This is a genomic window from Rathayibacter sp. AY1F3 (assembly GCF_002931975.1).
GTDB lineage: Bacteria > Actinomycetota > Actinomycetes > Actinomycetales > Microbacteriaceae > Rathayibacter.
Map to the genome: position 1 here is coordinate 54,808 of NZ_PSVF01000005.1, position 14,168 is coordinate 68,975.

Sequence of the window (14,168 nt, forward strand, 5' to 3'; positions counted from 1 at the left end):
CGTCTCATGCTCGACGTGCACCGGCTCCGCATCCTCCGCTCCGTCGTCGCCTCCGGCTCGATCGCGGGAGCCGCCTCCGGCCTCGGCTACACGCCGTCCGCCGTCAGCCAGCACCTCTCCGCTCTGCAGCGCGAGACCGGACTGACCCTGCTGGAGCGGGTGGGCCGCGGCGTCCGCCCGACCCCGGCCGGACGCGCCCTCGCCGCCCAGGCGGACCGCGTCCTCGAGCGCCTCGCCGAAGCGGAGGCCGTGGTGGAGGAGCTGCGCGAGGGCCGCTCCGGCCGCCTCTCGGTGACGTACTTCGCCTCCGTCGGCAGCGCCTGGATGCCGGAGGTCGCCCGCCGGCTGACCGCCGCGTTCCCCGGCCTCGCCCTCGATCTGCGCCTGGGAGAGGAGCTCGACGACGACCTCGGAGCGCGCCCCGACGTGCAGCTCCTCGTCGCCTCCTCCGAGCCGACCGCCCCCGGATTCACGGCGCACCACCTCCTCGACGACCCCTACCTCGTCGTCCTGCCCGACGGTCATCCGCTCGCCTCCCGGAGCGAGATCGACCTCGCCGAGCTCGCGAACGAGCGCTGGGTCGACAACGACCTGCCCACCGGCTGGTGCCGCCGGAACGTCGTGGAGGCCTGCGCCGCCGCCGGGTTCGCGCCGCCCTTCCACGTCCAGGCCAACGACCACATCACCGCCGCCGCGTTCGTCGCCGCGGGCATGGGCGTGACGGTCCTGCCGGAGCTCGCGGCCCACCGCCTGCCGGACGGCGTCCGCGCCGTGCCCGTCGTCCGTCCCCGGCCCGTCCGCTCCCTCGAGGCCGTCGTGCGGAACTCCGCCGCCTCCTCCGCACCGGTGGCCCTGGTGCTGGAGACACTGAAGGCCCTCGCCGCGCGCCGCTGAGCGCGCCTGCACGGGCGAGCTCGCAGCACATCGGAGCACGATGGGCGCGTGAGCTCCGTCGAACCCGTCACCCGTTCCGCGCCCGCGCTCGGCGGACCGCGCATCCTGAAGCAGCGCTGGACCGAGGCGACGTTCCTGCACTGGCGGGTCGACCCCGCCCTGGTGGCGCCCCACCTCCCGGCCGGGACGAGGCCCGACGAGCACGACGGTTCCTCCTGGGTGGGCCTGATCCCGTTCCGGCTCTCGCGGACGGCCTTCCTCGGCGGCCCGCGGGTGCCCTGGCTCGGCACCTTCCCCGAGGTGAACGTCCGGCTCTACTCCGTCGACGAGCAGGGACGACGCGGAGTCGTGTTCGTCTCGCTCGACGCCTCCCACCTCCTTCCCGTGCTCACCGCGCAGGCGGTGTTCGGGCTCCCCTACCGCTGGGCCCGGATGAGCATCGAGCACCGCCACGGCGCGGTGATCTACGACACGATCCGGCACTCGGACTCGGCCGCCCGCTCCCGGATCGTCGTCCGCCCGGGCGACCCGGTCGGCGAGGACCCGCTCGGCTCGTTCCTCACCGCACGCTGGGCCTACCACGAGCGCCACCTGGGCTCCACCTGGTACGGCCGCAACCTGCACCGGCCGTGGCCGCTGCGACGCGCGGAGCTGCTCGCGCTCGACGACGGGCTGCTCGACGCCGCGGGCTTCCCCGGGCTGGCGACGCGCGCGCCGGACTCGGTGCTGTACTCGGCCGGAGTGGAGACCGTGTTCACGGTGCCGCGGAAGGTGTGAGGGGGGCGACCCTCGTGGGGGGTGGCGCTGACCGACATTCATCGGAGAGCATTCGTCTGCATCGATGTCAGCTCAGCTTCACCGGGAGTCAACCGTGGAATTCACCGAACGTCTCATCGCCCTGGCCACCAAGGTCCATCAGCAGCGGGAGATCATCCAGACCGAGGAGGCGACCAAGAACGCCTTCATCATGCCCTTCATCTCGACGATCCTCGGATACGACGTCTTCAACCCGCTCGAGGTCGTCCCCGAGTTCATCGCCGACGTCGGGGTGAAGAAGGGCGAGAAGATCGACTACGCGATCGTCCACAACGGCGATGTGCAGATGCTGATCGAATGCAAGAAGTCCACCGAGCCTCTCCGCATCGAGCACGCTTCGCAGCTCTTCCGCTACTTCGCCGTCACGAACGCGAGGATCGCGATCCTCACGAACGGCGAGCAGTACCACTTCTACACGGACCTCGACGCGCCCAACCGCATGGACGCGAAGCCGTTCCTGGTACTCGACCTGACGGATATCGACGAGACTCTCATCCCTGAGCTGATGAAGCTCACGAAAGAGGTGTTCGACCTCGATTCGATCATCAACGCGGCCGGCGAGCTCAAGTACATCGGGCAGCTGAAGCGGGAGCTCGGCGCTCAATTCACCGCTCCGAGCGACGAGTGGATCAAGTTCTTCACCACGCGGGTCTACGACGGCGCTTACACGCAGAAGGTGCGGGAGCAGTTCTCCGCACTGGTATCGAAAGCCTCGAAGCAGTTCCTCAACGAACAGGTCAACGAGCGGCTGAAGACCGCCCTCGGCGCACCCAACTTCCCCCGCACGGAGGCGATTGCAGCGGAGCAGTCGCTGACCAGCCAGGTCGTCGTGGAGGAGGAGCTCGAGGAGCAGAGCGACATCGAGACGACGCTGGAAGAGCTCGAGGGCTACCAGATCATCAAGGCCATCGCCTGCAGCGAAGTGAAGGTGAACCGGATCGCGCAGCGAGACGCGAAGTCGTACTTCGCCGTCATCCTCGACGACAACAACCGCAGGCCGGTGGCTCGGCTCCACTTCAACCGGAAGCAGAAGTACCTCGGCACATTCGACGCCGAGAAGGTCGAGACCCGGCACCCGATCGCCTCGCTCGACGAGATCTACGAGCACGCCCAGACGATCCGGGAGACAGTGCGCGCCTACGCCTGAAGGCCAGGAAATAGTCGCTCCTCCACAGGCGGTCCACTCGACATTCTTCTCACAGAGCGAGCGGGGAGCCATCCGGGGAAGGCCTGCGATCGTTTCACTGGCGACATGCACATCACGAACGATCCGGAGGCCTCCGGGAGCGACCTGCTGACCTCGGTGGGGACGGTCTGCTCACGGCACGCCGAGCGCTCTGCCGTCGAGGCATCCCGGTACCGGGCAGTCGAGGAGGCACGCCGCCTCGCGATGGCGGCACCGGCGGCGCTCGTCGGCGAGCACGTCCAGGTGCAGGTGGATCGGGCGGAGGCGGCGCACCGGGCGCTGATCGCGGAGCTCGCGACGGGACTCCGGGTCTCGGAGGCGCACGCCTCTGCACTGGTCGACGAGGCACGCCTGCTGGTGAACGACCTCCCGGCGACGTTGCGCGCACTCGCGGACGGAGCGCTCTCCCCCGAGCACGCGCGACTCGTGGTGCGAGGAGCGCTCGACGTCCCCGCCGAGGTCCGTGGGCGCTTCGACGAGGAGGCCGCGACGATCGCGGTCGCCTGCACGCCGCCCCAGCTGCGACGCGCCCTCCGGTCGCTCCGGGAACGGCTGCACCCGCAGACGCTCAGCGAACGTCATCGGGACTGCGCCCGTCGTCGCGCGCTCTGGGTGGAGGGCCTCGACGACGGGATGGCGATCCTGCACCTCTACACCGCAGCTCCCGATGTGCTCGGCGCGATGGACAGGATCGACCGGGCCGCCCGCTCCCTCGCGGATCTGCCGGACGAGGAGCGGACGCTGGGCCAGCTCCGCGCGGACATCGCCGCTGCGCTGCTGGTCGACGGGGAGACATCGGCCGAGGGAGACGGCACGTCGATGCCGGCGGGAGTGCGCGCCGAAGTCGCGGTGACCGTGCCTGCACTGACCCTCCTCGGGCGCTCCGACCAGCCCGCCGTCCTCGACGGATACGGACCCGTCGATCCGGAGACCGCGCGGCGTCTCGCAGCAGGTGCTCCCTCGTTCACGCGGCTGCTCACCCATCCGGAGAGCGGAGCGGTCCTCTCCGTCGGACGCGACTCCTACCGAGTGCCGGCGGACCTGCGTCGCCACCTCCAGCACCGCGACGGGACCTGCCGGTTCCCGGGATGCACCCGCAGCACCCGCCACGCGGACGTTGACCACACGAACGACTGGCAGCACGGAGGCACCACGTCGGCCGACAACCTCGCGCACCTCTGCCGACACCACCACCGGCTCCGCCACACCACGGGATGGATGCACCGGCAGGAGCCGGACGGCACGCTGCGCTGGACGAGCCCGACGGGACGGCAGCATGTCACCCGGCCCGGGGAGCCGGGGGACAGGGCGGAGGGCGGACACGATCCGACCGGGACCGGCGGGCCGTGACAAGGGGCAGGTCGGGTGGCGTGGACCGGCAGGTCAAGGGGCGGGCCCGCTTCGGCGCGCCCGCGTAGCGTGGACGCACGGGCCGATCGGCGTGGAAGCGACAAGAGGGGCAGCGACATGGCAGGAACGAAGGACAGGAAAGACGCGACGACGGGGACCTCGGCGGTGCTCTTCGACATCGACGGGACCCTCGCCGACACGAACTTCCTCCACGTCGAGGCGTGGTCGCGCGCCTTCTGGCAGGCCGACCTCGTCGTCCCCGCCTGGCGCATCCAACGAGCGATCGGCGCAGACTCGTCGGAGCTGCTCGACATGCTCCTCGAGGACGACGTGAAGGAGGAGCAGCGCGCACTGGTGAAGTCGCTGCACACCAAGAACTACGCCGAGACGACAGCACGCATCGGTCCACTCCCGGGAGCTCGCGAGCTCGTCGCGACGCTCGTCGGTCGAGGCGTCCACGTCGTCCTCGCCACCTCGGCACCGCAGAACGAACTGGACGTGCTTCTCGACGTCCTCGACTTCGGCGGCTCCGTCCACGCTGTCACCAGCGGCGCAGACGTCTCGACCGCCAAGCCAGCACCCGACCTGATCTCGATCGCGCTCGACCGCGCGGGCGTCTCCGTCGACCGCGCCATCATGGTCGGCGACGCGACCTGGGACGTCCTGGCCGCCGAGCGCGCGGGCCTGGCAACGGTCGGAGTCCTCTCCGGCGGAACCTCGGAGCACGAACTCCGAGAGGCTGGGGCCGTCGCCGTCTACGAGGACGCGGCGGCCGTCCTCACCGGTCTCGGTGAAGGGCCCCTCGCGAGCCTCCTGAACTGACCGACCGCCACCCCAGGAGGGTCACGAGCCTCAGTCGCGGGGTCGCCGTCGCAGCACGAGGAGCGTCACTCCGATGGCGGCGGCGACCGCGGCGAGAGCGCCGCCGATCCACAGCACATCCCCGAGGAGCGCCGGGTCCGATCCGGACGTCGCCTGCGCCCCGTCAGCGGACTCGGCCTGTCCTCCTGAGACCGCGACGGTGCCGTTGCAGTCCGGGACCGAGTCCGACCCGTCGGCGAGCGCGGTCCCGTCGGCCGGCGCCCAGTCGAACGCGTACTGGCCCGACACGGGGTGCCCGTCGGTGGACACGATCTGCCAGGTCACCTCGTACTCCCCCGCCGCGCCGAGCTCGAGCGGCATCGACGCTTCCGGCCCGACGACGCTGACGCAGCCGTCGCCGTAGTAGAGCCCGTCCGGCCCGACGACGCGCAGAGCCGCCGCCGTCCCGTCCGTCCCGAGGACGAGCAGGTCGTCGTTCGTCGTCAGCACCAGCGTTCCCGGCTGCTCAGTCACGGTCGAGTCCGCAGCGGGAGTCGTCGAGACGAGGTAGTTGTGCGCGCTGGCGGGCGCCGCCACCGCGATCGAGCCGAGCAGCCCGATCGCGGTCGCGGCGACGAGGGCCTTCCGACGGGTCACGCCGACGCCCGGGGTCCGCGGCGGCGGGAGGCGAGCCCGACGGCCACGCCGACCGCGCCGACGACGAGCCCGCCGACTCCGAGGATGCGGGCGAGCACGTCGTCGCCGCTCGTGGCCGTCGTCGCCGAGGCGGTGGTCGCGACCGCGTCGTCACCGTCGCCGTCGTCGTCGTGTCCGCCCCCGTGGCCGGACCCCGCTTCCGCCGCGGTCACCGCGACGGTGGGAGCGGGCAGCTCGGGCTCGTCCTGGCCGTCGACGGTCGGCTGATCCCAGGCGGTGCTGCCGCTCTCGCACGTCTGCAGCACGGGGAACTCCAGCGTGGAGCCGGCTGCGTCCTCGGGGAGCTGAAGTTGGAGGGCGACGGTGTCGCGGTAGCCGTCGGCGAGGGGCGTCTTCGCCGTGTAGACCACGTCCGAGACCCGCTCGGTCGCGGTGTTCCCATGGGAGTCGGTGACCGGGTCGGCGATCGCGACCTCGTTCTTCACGACGTCCCAGTTCGGGTTGATCGTCGGGCTGACCGAGTTGATGCCGTCGGGCATCGTGATCGTGAGTCCCGTCGTCGGCGAGCCCTCGCAGCCGTGGGCCAGCGAGAACGTCACCACCGTGTACGAGCCGGCGGCGGTGCTGCTCGCCGCCGCGGTCACGTGGGCGCTGGCCGCCGTGGGCGCGGCGACAGCGAGCGCGATCGATCCGGCGGCGACGAGTGCGCCGCTGCCGACGAGGCGGAGCCGCGAGAAGGAAGAAGAAGAAGAAGAAGAACGGGTCATGACGGTCGTGTCCTCGGGGGAGATCCGGCGCGGGGCCGGGAGTTCTGGACGCAGCGCGGGTTCGCGGTGCGTGCGGGGCGCCGACCGGAGCCGCTCCCGCACGGGAGGGGCGTCAGGCGGCGCGGAGGACCCGCAGCGGCGGCCCGCGGTGCCGGAGGATCGAGAGGACCGCGTCGAGGGAACGGGGCGCCCGCGGCTCGGGGGTGCCCGTCATCGAGACGCAGGGTGCCGACGGGAGCGCGACCGCGGACGCGCGGGCGACGATCCTTACGACGACGCGCTGGAGGCCTGCTCCCAGCGTCCAGAAGAGGCGCTCGCCGTACCGGAACGCCGCGATCGTGAAGGCAGCCGCAGCGAGGTGGGCGACGAGCATCACCGGCGCGTGAGCCGCGTGTCCGCCTCCGCCGGCGATCAGCTCGATGGTCGACCCGTCGTGGAAGTGCGCGCCGGTGCCCGTCGTCCCGACCACGCTCACCTCCCCACCGCTGCCCGTGATGAGGAAGAGGCCGTGGTACGCGATCTGGCTGAGGAGCACGGAGAGCGTCAGCCGGGGAAGGGACGGACGGCGCCCCGAGAGGAGGACGCAGACGACAACGGCGAACGCCGCGGCGAGGGCGAGCACGGCAGGAGCGGGGGTCTCGGCGCCCGCGAGCGTGTGGGAGGCGGCGGCCGTGGCGGTCGCGGCGAGAGCGGCGGCGACGCCGCGAGCCACTCGTGCACCTCGGGTCTGCACTCGCCCGTCCTCTCGTCGTCGCGTCGACGCGTGCGCGCGACGTCTCCAGGGTAATCGACGCGGCGGAGCAGCTCCCCGCCGTCCCGGTTCCCTGCCGTTACGAAGCCGTTACCTAGATCACCGAAAGAAATCCAAACCCCCGCAGGGAGGGCTCCGAACACATGTCAACGGCCGCGAAACGGTCCACACAGAACAGGTCCTCCGCATCACGTGGGGGCCGTCTCACGAAGGAGTAATCCCATGCGATCCACCAAGCGTTCCGCCCTCGCCGCATTCGCCCTGCTGGGCACCGCCGCCCTCGGCCTCACCGCCTGCTCGAGCGGAAGCGGCTCGACCACCGCCGCCAGCGACGCGGCGACCGAGATGTCGACCCCGATGGCCACCTCGTCGGCCTCCGCCTCCTCGACCCCCATGGCGACCATGGACCCGGCCGCGAACCTCGTCGGCCCCGGCTGTGCCGCCTACGCCGAGCAGGTCCCGGACGGCGCCGGCTCGGTCGAGGGCATGTCGCTCGACCCCGTTGCGACCGCCGCGTCGAACAACCCGCTGCTCACCACCCTGACCGCTGCGGTCTCCGGTGGCCTCAACCCCGACGTCAACCTCGTCGACACGCTGAACAGCGGCGAGTTCACCGTCTTCGCCCCGGTCGACGACGCGTTCGCCAAGCTCGACGCCGCGACCGTCGACTCCCTCAAGACCCCCGAGGGCGCCGCCACGCTGTCCTCGATCCTGACCTACCACGTCGTCCCCGGCCAGATCGCCCCTGACGCGATCGCCGGCGACCACGCCACCGTCCAGGGTGGCAACCTCACCGTCACCGGTTCCGGCGACGACCTGAAGGTCAACGACGCGTCCGTCATCTGCGGTGGCGTCCAGACCGCCAACGCGACCGTCTACCTCATCGACACCGTGCTGACCCCCCCGGCCAGCTAATTCCCCTCACCGGCTCCGGCCGGTGAACACGCCGAAGGGCGGGCACCTCGCGGTGTCCGCCCTTCGGCGTTCGTGCGTGCAGAAGCCCTCCGCGAAGCCGGGCACTGCAGAGTCGTCCAGCACAGAGTGGTCCAGCACAGAGTCGCGCAACGCAGCGCCGCCCCACGGGAAGCCGCACAGCGAGGAGCCCTGCGCAGCGCGGAGTCGGAGGGTCACCATGACCCGGCACTCGCCGTCACTCCGCACCACAGCACCCACCACGAACGACACGAGGCGCGGACCCCGATGCAGGGGTCCGCGCCTCGTCGTCGTGCGGTCGGCGGCTACTCGGCCGGGGCGCTGATCTCGCGCAGGACGCGGTCGCCGGGGCGGGCCTCGATCATCTCGGCCTCGATCTCGGCACGGTCGAGCAGCTCCTCCATGCGGCGGCGGCGGTTGCGCGTGATGAGCGTCACGACCGTGCCCGTCTTGCCCGCGCGGCCGGTGCGGCCGGAGCGGTGAAGGTACGTCTTGTACTCGTCGGGAGCGTCGGCCTGGATCACCAGGTCGATGTCGTCGACGTGGATGCCGCGCGCGGCCACGTCGGTCGCGACCAGCACGTCCACGCGTCCGCTGGTGAGCAGTGCGAGGTTGCGGGTGCGGCGCGACTGGTTGAGGTCGCCGTGGAGGCTCGTCGCGGGGATGTCCGCGTGGTCGAGCTGCTCCGCGAGCTGCTCCGCGAACGCGCGGGTACGGGCGAAGATCAGCGTCTTGCCCTGGCGGGCGGCGAGCTGCTCGATGATCTCGGCCTTGTCGCGGTGCTCGATCAGGAGCACGCGGTGGTCGATGGTCGAGGACGCCTGGTCCTCGCCGGCGACCTCGTGGACGCTCGGCTCGACCAGGAACTCGTCCACGAGCGTCGCGACGCCCTTGTCGAGCGTGGCCGAGAACAGCAGCCGCTGGCCGCCGTCGGCGGTCTGGCGGAGGATGCGCTGCACCGGCTCGAGGAAGCCGAGGTCGCACATGTGGTCGGCCTCGTCGAGCACCGTGATGGTGATGTTCGAGAGGTCGAGGCGCCCCTGCTCGACGAGGTCCTCGAGGCGGCCCGGCGTCGCGATGACGATGTCGACTCCGCGCTGGAGGGCTCCGACCTGCTTGTACTGGGGGACGCCGCCGTAGATGGTCGTCGTGAACAGGCCGACGGAGCGGGCGATCGGCTGGATGGTCCGGTCGATCTGCATGGCGAGCTCGCGGGTCGGCGCGAGGATGAGCGCGCGCGGAGCGCGGCCCGGCTTGCGGCCCTTCGCTCCGTTGTTCTCCATCAGGCGCTCGACGACGGGGGCGCCGAAGGCGATGGTCTTGCCGGAGCCGGTCTTGCCGCGTCCGAGGACGTCCTTGCCGGCGAGCACCTCGGGGATGGTCGCGGCCTGGATCGGGAACGGCGCGGCCGCTCCGAGCTCGGTCAGCATCCGGACGATGTTCCCGCCCAGGCCGAGGTCGCCGAAGGTGACGCCCTCGACGTCGACGGCGAGAGTGGCCGTCGCCTCGAGGCGCTCGAGCACGACGTCGTCGGCCTGGTGCGGCGCACGGGCGTCGCGGCTGGGGTAGAAGTCCGAGCCGGAGTCGCGGCGCGAGGGCCGGGAGTCGCGGTCGAACGAGCGGGTCGGGCGGTCGCCGCGGTCGTGGCCGCGCGAGGGACGCGCATCCCGGTCGAAGGAGCGGGCCGGGCGGTCGCTGCGGTCGAACGAGCGGGCGGGACGCTCGGTGCGGTCGTAGCCGCGCGAGGGGCGCTCGTCGCGGTCGCCGGTGCGGACCGGTCGGTCGTCGCGTCCGTAGGAGCGGGCCGGACGGTCGTCGCGGTCGTTCGAGCGGGCCGGACGCGCGTCACGGTCGAAGGAACGCGCCGGACGCTCGTCGCGTCCGTAGGAGCGGGCCGGACGATCGTCGCGATCGTTCGAGCGGGCCGGACGCGCGTCACGGTCGAAGGAACGGGCCGGACGGTCGCTCCGGTCGAAGGAACGCGCAGGACGCTCATCGCGCCCGTAGGAACGCGCCGGACGATCGTCGCGATCGTTCGAGCGGGCCGGACGCGCATCGCGGTCGAAGGAACGGGCCGGACGGTCGCTGCGATCGAAGGAACGCGCCGGACGCTCGTCGCGATCGTTCGAGCGGGCCGGGCGTGCGTCGCGGTCGTACCCGCGGGCCGGACGCTCGTCACGGTCGTTCGAGCGCGCCGGACGTGCGTCGCGGTCGTAGCCGCGCGAGGGCCGCTCGTCGCGGTCGTACCCGCGGGCGGGCCGATCGGCGCGCTCGGTGGCCCGCTCGGCGCGCTCGTCGGCGTTCCAGCGCGCCTTCTTCGGGGCGTTCTCGTCGACGGCGCGGAAGCCGCGGTGGCCTTCGCTGCGCGAGCCCGGCTTGGCGCCGGGGAAGCGCGAGCGGCCGCCGAGCTGGGACTTGCCGCTCGAGGCGCCGAAGCGGTTGGGCTCGAAGTTCTTGGCCGGACGTCCGCCGGCGGGCTTCTTGTTCTTGGGCATGGCAGTTCTTCCTGGGTTCAGGTCGTGCGCGAGGAGGCGACGCCGGAGGAGCCCCGTCGTGAGGGGCGTCCGTGCGCTGGACTGCTGCGGGGCAGCAGGGGGAGAACCCGGGCGAGTCATTGACCGGGGCCGATTCACACATGTGATTCGTCTCACGACGACTGTCGGAGACTCGGCCCACTTGACTAACAAACCCATCCGCACGAGAACGCACGGTGTCAAGAGCCGACCGAGCGAGTCTACACGCGGCCCCGGAGCCTGGCTAGGGCGGGGAGACGTGCAGCCAGGAGCCGCTCAGGTCGGGAGCCGCGAAGCCCGGGAGTCGCGCACCTCCGCAACCGGTCCCCCGCGGAGTCGCCCCGCATACAGCCCCCCGGCCCCGAGCCGCAGCACCACCGACGCGCGAGCCCGCGCGCAACGACCGCCCGTCCGCTACTGCGACGCCCGCCGGGCCCGGTACGCGGCCACGTTCGCGCGATTGCCGCAGTTGCCCGTGTCGCAGTAGCGCTTCGAGCGGTTGCGGGAGAAGTCCACGAGCACCGCCTCGCAGTCCTCCGCCGCGCAGACGCGGATCCGCTCGCGCTCGTCGCCGCGGATCACGTCGACGAACGCCATGGCGGCCTCGACCAGGATGCGCGTGGCGAGCGGGCTCTCGTCGCGCGTCGCGTGGAGGTGCCAGCCGTAGGGTCCGTGCCGGACCAGCTGCGGGAGCGCGCGGCCGGAGTCGAGCATCCCGTTGACGACGGGGACGAGGTCCTCCTCGGCCCGCGTGAGCCAGAGGGTGCGGAGGGAGGAGCGGATCGCCCGCACGGCCTCCAGCTCCTCAGCCGATCCGTCGCGGCTGCCCGTGTACCGGTTCTCGAGGAGGAAGTCGTCCAGCTGCTCGATCGTCGCCATCTCGTCCTCGCCGGACGGCGACAGCTCGGGGAGCGTGTTGACGAGGGTGGCGGTGGAGGTGAGCGACGCCTCGACGTCATAGGCGAACACCATGTTGACTCCTGACAGTGCGGCTCAGTAGTGTGCGATCAGCTCGCTGTCACGAGTGTAATCCTTTTGACTCCTGAAGGAGCCGGCCATGACCGCCGAGAGCACCGCCGCCGTCACCCTCCCCGCCGCGAGCGCGCCCGCGCCTGCACGGCGCCTCGGCTCCGGCCTCGTCGCGGCGCTGGCCGCGTCGGCGGCGTTCGGTCTGGGCGGGCCGTTCGTGAAGCCGCTCCTCGAGGCGGGCTGGACGCCGGCGTCCGCGGTCCTCTGGCGGGCGGGCGGCGCGGCCCTGATCCTCGCGATCCCGGCGATCCTGTCCCTCCGCGGCCGCTGGCCCGTGCTCCGCCGCAACCTCGGCACGATCGCCCTCTACGGAGTCTTCGCCGTGATCGCCGCGCAGCTCTGCTTCTACAGCGCGATCGAGCACATGTCGGTCGGCGTCGCCCTGCTGATCGAGTACCTCGCGCCGGTGTTCCTCGTCCTCTTCGCCTGGGCGCGCACGCGCCGGCACCCCGGCCGCTTCACCCTCGCCGGCTCCGCGCTCGCGCTCGGCGGCCTGGTGCTCGTGCTCGACCTGTCCGGCGAGTCGACCCCCGAGCTGGTCGGCATCGCCTGGGCGCTGACCGCCTCGCTCGGCCTGTGCGTCTACTACGTCATCGCCGGCCGGGTGGATCCGGAGCTGCCGCCGATCGCGCTCACGGCGGGGGCGATGACGGTCGGCGCCGCGATCCTGCTGGCACTCGGGGCGCTCGGCGTCACACCGCTGCGCGCGACCTTCGGAGGGGTGGTGTTCGTCGGAGCGGAGGTCAGCTGGCTCCTTCCCGCGGGCGTGATCCTCGGCATGTCGACGGTGCTGGCGTATCTGCTCGGGATCGAGGGCGGACGCCGTCTCGGCACGCGGATCGCCTCCTTCGTCGGGCTGACGGAGGTGCTGTTCTCGATCGCGGCCGCGTGGCTGATCCTCGGCGAGCTGCCCGCGCCGATCCAGTTCGGCGGCGGCGCGCTGATCCTCGCGGGGGTCGTCCTGGTCCGGCTGCAGCGCGAGCCCGGCACCCCCTGATCGCGGGGGTGCCGCATCCGGGGCGCCGGGCACCCCGTACGCTGATCGCACTCATGCGCGAGCCCACCCGATCCCCGCGACGCGTCGCCGCGGTCCTGGCCGCCCTCGCACTCCTCCTCTCGGGCTGCGCGAGCACCACTCCCGTCTCGGAGCCGGTGGCGCAGGCGCTCGGAGCGGCACCCGCACCCGACTGGTCCGGCGTGAGCGTGACAGCCGACGTCGTCTACGACGCGAGCACCGGGCAGAGCGTCGACGTCTGCTCCTCCCCTGCCCCGTCGGCGGAGCCGCGGCCCGCCGTCCTCGTCGTGCACGGCGGCAGCTGGGCCCGTGGAGGCAAGGCCGACGCGAACTGGCGCCCGATCTGCCAGTGGCTCGGATCGGAGGGATTCGTCGCCGTCTCGGTCGACTACCGCCTCGCGCCCGCCGCCGTGTTCCCCGCGCAGCTCGACGATGTGACGGCCGCCCTCGACTGGCTGCTCGAGCCGGAGCAGACCGCGCGCTTCGGCATCGATCCGGAGCAGGTGGCGGCCTTCGGCGGCTCGGCCGGCGGCAACCTCGCCTCTCTGCTCGGCACGCTGCCGGCGACCTCGTCGCGCCTGGCCGCCGTGGTCGACCTGAGCGGCCCCTCCGATCTCAGCGCCGCCGGCCTCGCCGACGACGACCCGGTAGTCGGAGTCGCGGCCGCCGTGCGCAGCTACCTCGACTGCGCGGACCTCGCCTCCTGCCCGGCCGCCACCGCCGCCTCGCCCCTCGCGCAGGTGGACGGCTCCGAGCCGCCGTTCCTCATCGCGCACGCGGCGCACGAACGGGTCGCGCTCAGCCAGTCGACCCGCTTCGCGGAGGCGCTGCGCGGAGCGGGCTCGAGCGTCGACCTCCTCGTCCTCCCCGGCTCGCTGCACTCGATCGCGCTCCTCGACGACGCTCTGCGTGCTCGGGTCGTCGAGTTCCTCCGCGCCCACCTGGGCTCGTGAGCGGAGTCGTCGTCCGCCTCGAGGACGCAGCCGCAGCGGAGGGCCTCCTCGCCGCGGTCCCACCCCCGCACGCCCGCGTCCTGATCGCCCGGATCGACGGGGCGGCGGCCGGCGTGCTGGTGCTCGCTCCCGGCCCGGACGACTTCGCCGAGGTGCTGGAGCTCGTGGTCGCCTCCGTCCACCGGCGCACGGGAGTCGCCCGACGGCTCGTCGCGGCGGCGGAGTCGTGGGCGCGCGTGCAGCGGATCCGCACGCTGCGCCTGGCCGCCGCGCCGGAGCTCGCCCCTGCGGCCGGGGCGCTCGGCTTCACGGCGATCGACGGCTTCGGAGCCCACGTCGGCGACGACGCGGTGCTCTGCTTCGCGCGTCCGGTCTGAGCAGCGCCCGCTCCGAGGCGAGCCTGGTCCGAGGAGCCCGGTCCGAGGGCCCGTCCGGTCGGAGGCCGACACGGCAGGACGCCCGGCGCCATCCGTGTGCCGCTCCCGAGAGGCGGCCCCGCCCTC

Annotated in this window: 14 protein-coding genes; 9 read left to right on the forward strand and 5 right to left on the reverse strand. The window is 72.3% G+C overall.

The annotated features are described in order from the left end of the window. Positions 1-6 precede the first annotated feature (6 nt). From C5C39_RS04970 to C5C39_RS04990, 5 genes are all read left to right on the forward strand, one after another. On the forward strand, positions 7-894 hold the full coding sequence (locus tag C5C39_RS04970; protein ID WP_104335515.1) for a LysR family transcriptional regulator: 888 nt from the start codon (positions 7-9) through the stop codon (positions 892-894). 48 nt (positions 895-942) lie between these two features. After that, positions 943-1,671 (forward strand): YqjF family protein, encoded by a 729-nt coding sequence (locus C5C39_RS04975; RefSeq protein WP_104352806.1) that lies wholly within the window; start codon positions 943-945, stop codon positions 1,669-1,671. Positions 1,672-1,765: 94 nt separating this feature from the next. After that, complete coding sequence (locus C5C39_RS04980) at positions 1,766-2,857, forward strand: type I restriction endonuclease (RefSeq protein ID WP_374953668.1); 1,092 nt, start codon at positions 1,766-1,768, stop codon at positions 2,855-2,857. Positions 2,858-2,962: 105 nt separating this feature from the next. Next, on the forward strand, positions 2,963-4,246 hold the full coding sequence (locus C5C39_RS04985; RefSeq protein ID WP_104352808.1) for an HNH endonuclease signature motif containing protein: 1,284 nt from the start codon (positions 2,963-2,965) through the stop codon (positions 4,244-4,246). Positions 4,247-4,363: 117 nt separating this feature from the next. After that, positions 4,364-5,068 carry an HAD family hydrolase gene (locus C5C39_RS04990; protein ID WP_104352809.1) on the forward strand — a complete coding sequence of 235 codons (705 nt, stop codon included), beginning with the start codon at positions 4,364-4,366 and terminating at the stop codon, positions 5,066-5,068. Positions 5,069-5,098: 30 nt separating this feature from the next. Here the strand turns inward: C5C39_RS04990 and C5C39_RS04995 are convergent, their stop codons facing one another. The 3 genes from C5C39_RS04995 to C5C39_RS05005 form a co-directional block, all read right to left on the reverse strand. Continuing rightward, on the reverse strand, positions 5,099-5,704 hold the full coding sequence (locus tag C5C39_RS04995) for a copper resistance CopC family protein (protein WP_104352810.1): 606 nt from the start codon (positions 5,702-5,704) through the stop codon (positions 5,099-5,101). Then, entirely contained in the window at positions 5,701-6,471 is a 771-nt protein-coding gene (locus C5C39_RS05000; RefSeq protein WP_104352811.1) for a YcnI family protein, read from the reverse strand. Before C5C39_RS05000 ends, C5C39_RS04995 begins: the two co-directional genes overlap by 4 nt. A 112-nt stretch (positions 6,472-6,583) precedes the next feature. Further along, positions 6,584-7,183 (reverse strand): hypothetical protein, encoded by a 600-nt coding sequence (locus C5C39_RS05005; protein WP_104352812.1) that lies wholly within the window; start codon positions 7,181-7,183, stop codon positions 6,584-6,586. A gap of 261 nt (positions 7,184-7,444) precedes the next feature. Here C5C39_RS05005 and C5C39_RS05010 point away from each other — a divergent pair, with 261 nt between their 5' ends. After that, positions 7,445-8,137: a fasciclin domain-containing protein gene (locus C5C39_RS05010; protein WP_104223824.1), complete on the forward strand. Its 693-nt coding sequence runs from the start codon at positions 7,445-7,447 to the stop codon at positions 8,135-8,137. Between the two features lie 323 nt (positions 8,138-8,460). Here C5C39_RS05010 and C5C39_RS05020 read toward each other — a convergent pair whose 3' ends face one another. After that, entirely contained in the window at positions 8,461-10,650 is a 2,190-nt protein-coding gene (locus tag C5C39_RS05020; protein WP_104352814.1) for a DEAD/DEAH box helicase, read from the reverse strand. Positions 10,651-11,082: 432 nt separating this feature from the next. Then, the gene (locus tag C5C39_RS05025; RefSeq protein ID WP_104226176.1) at positions 11,083-11,640 is read right to left on the reverse strand and encodes a CGNR zinc finger domain-containing protein; all 558 of its coding nucleotides are present in this window, start codon (positions 11,638-11,640) and stop codon (positions 11,083-11,085) included. Between the two features lie 85 nt (positions 11,641-11,725). Between C5C39_RS05025 and C5C39_RS05030 the strand changes: the two genes are divergently transcribed. Genes C5C39_RS05030 through C5C39_RS05040 form a run of 3 tightly spaced genes read left to right on the forward strand, consistent with a single transcriptional unit; the run spans position 11,726 to position 14,042 of the window. Beyond that, positions 11,726-12,694, forward strand: a complete 969-nt coding sequence (locus C5C39_RS05030; protein WP_104352815.1) for a DMT family transporter — start codon at positions 11,726-11,728, stop codon at positions 12,692-12,694. Between the two features lie 53 nt (positions 12,695-12,747). After that, entirely contained in the window at positions 12,748-13,665 is a 918-nt protein-coding gene (locus C5C39_RS05035) for an alpha/beta hydrolase (protein ID WP_104352816.1), read from the forward strand. Then, positions 13,662-14,042 carry a GNAT family N-acetyltransferase gene (locus C5C39_RS05040; RefSeq protein ID WP_104255316.1) on the forward strand — a complete coding sequence of 127 codons (381 nt, stop codon included), beginning with the start codon at positions 13,662-13,664 and terminating at the stop codon, positions 14,040-14,042. The genes C5C39_RS05035 and C5C39_RS05040 overlap by 4 nt, the downstream gene beginning before the upstream one ends. Positions 14,043-14,168 lie beyond the last annotated feature (126 nt).

Coding starts and splice junctions, on each gene's coding strand:
- C5C39_RS04970 (WP_104335515.1), top strand. CDS start 7: ATGCTCGACGTGCACCGGCTCCGCATCCTCCGCTCCGTCGTCGCCTCC.
- C5C39_RS04985 (WP_104352808.1), top strand. CDS start 2,963: ATGCACATCACGAACGATCCGGAGGCCTCCGGGAGCGACCTGCTGACC.
- C5C39_RS04990 (WP_104352809.1), top strand. CDS start 4,364: ATGGCAGGAACGAAGGACAGGAAAGACGCGACGACGGGGACCTCGGCG.
- C5C39_RS05000 (WP_104352811.1), bottom strand. CDS start 6,471: ATGACCCGTTCTTCTTCTTCTTCTTCTTCCTTCTCGCGGCTCCGCCTC.
- C5C39_RS05010 (WP_104223824.1), top strand. CDS start 7,445: ATGCGATCCACCAAGCGTTCCGCCCTCGCCGCATTCGCCCTGCTGGGC.
- C5C39_RS05020 (WP_104352814.1), bottom strand. CDS start 10,650: ATGCCCAAGAACAAGAAGCCCGCCGGCGGACGTCCGGCCAAGAACTTC.
- C5C39_RS05025 (WP_104226176.1), bottom strand. CDS start 11,640: ATGGTGTTCGCCTATGACGTCGAGGCGTCGCTCACCTCCACCGCCACC.
- C5C39_RS05030 (WP_104352815.1), top strand. CDS start 11,726: ATGACCGCCGAGAGCACCGCCGCCGTCACCCTCCCCGCCGCGAGCGCG.
- C5C39_RS05035 (WP_104352816.1), top strand. CDS start 12,748: ATGCGCGAGCCCACCCGATCCCCGCGACGCGTCGCCGCGGTCCTGGCC.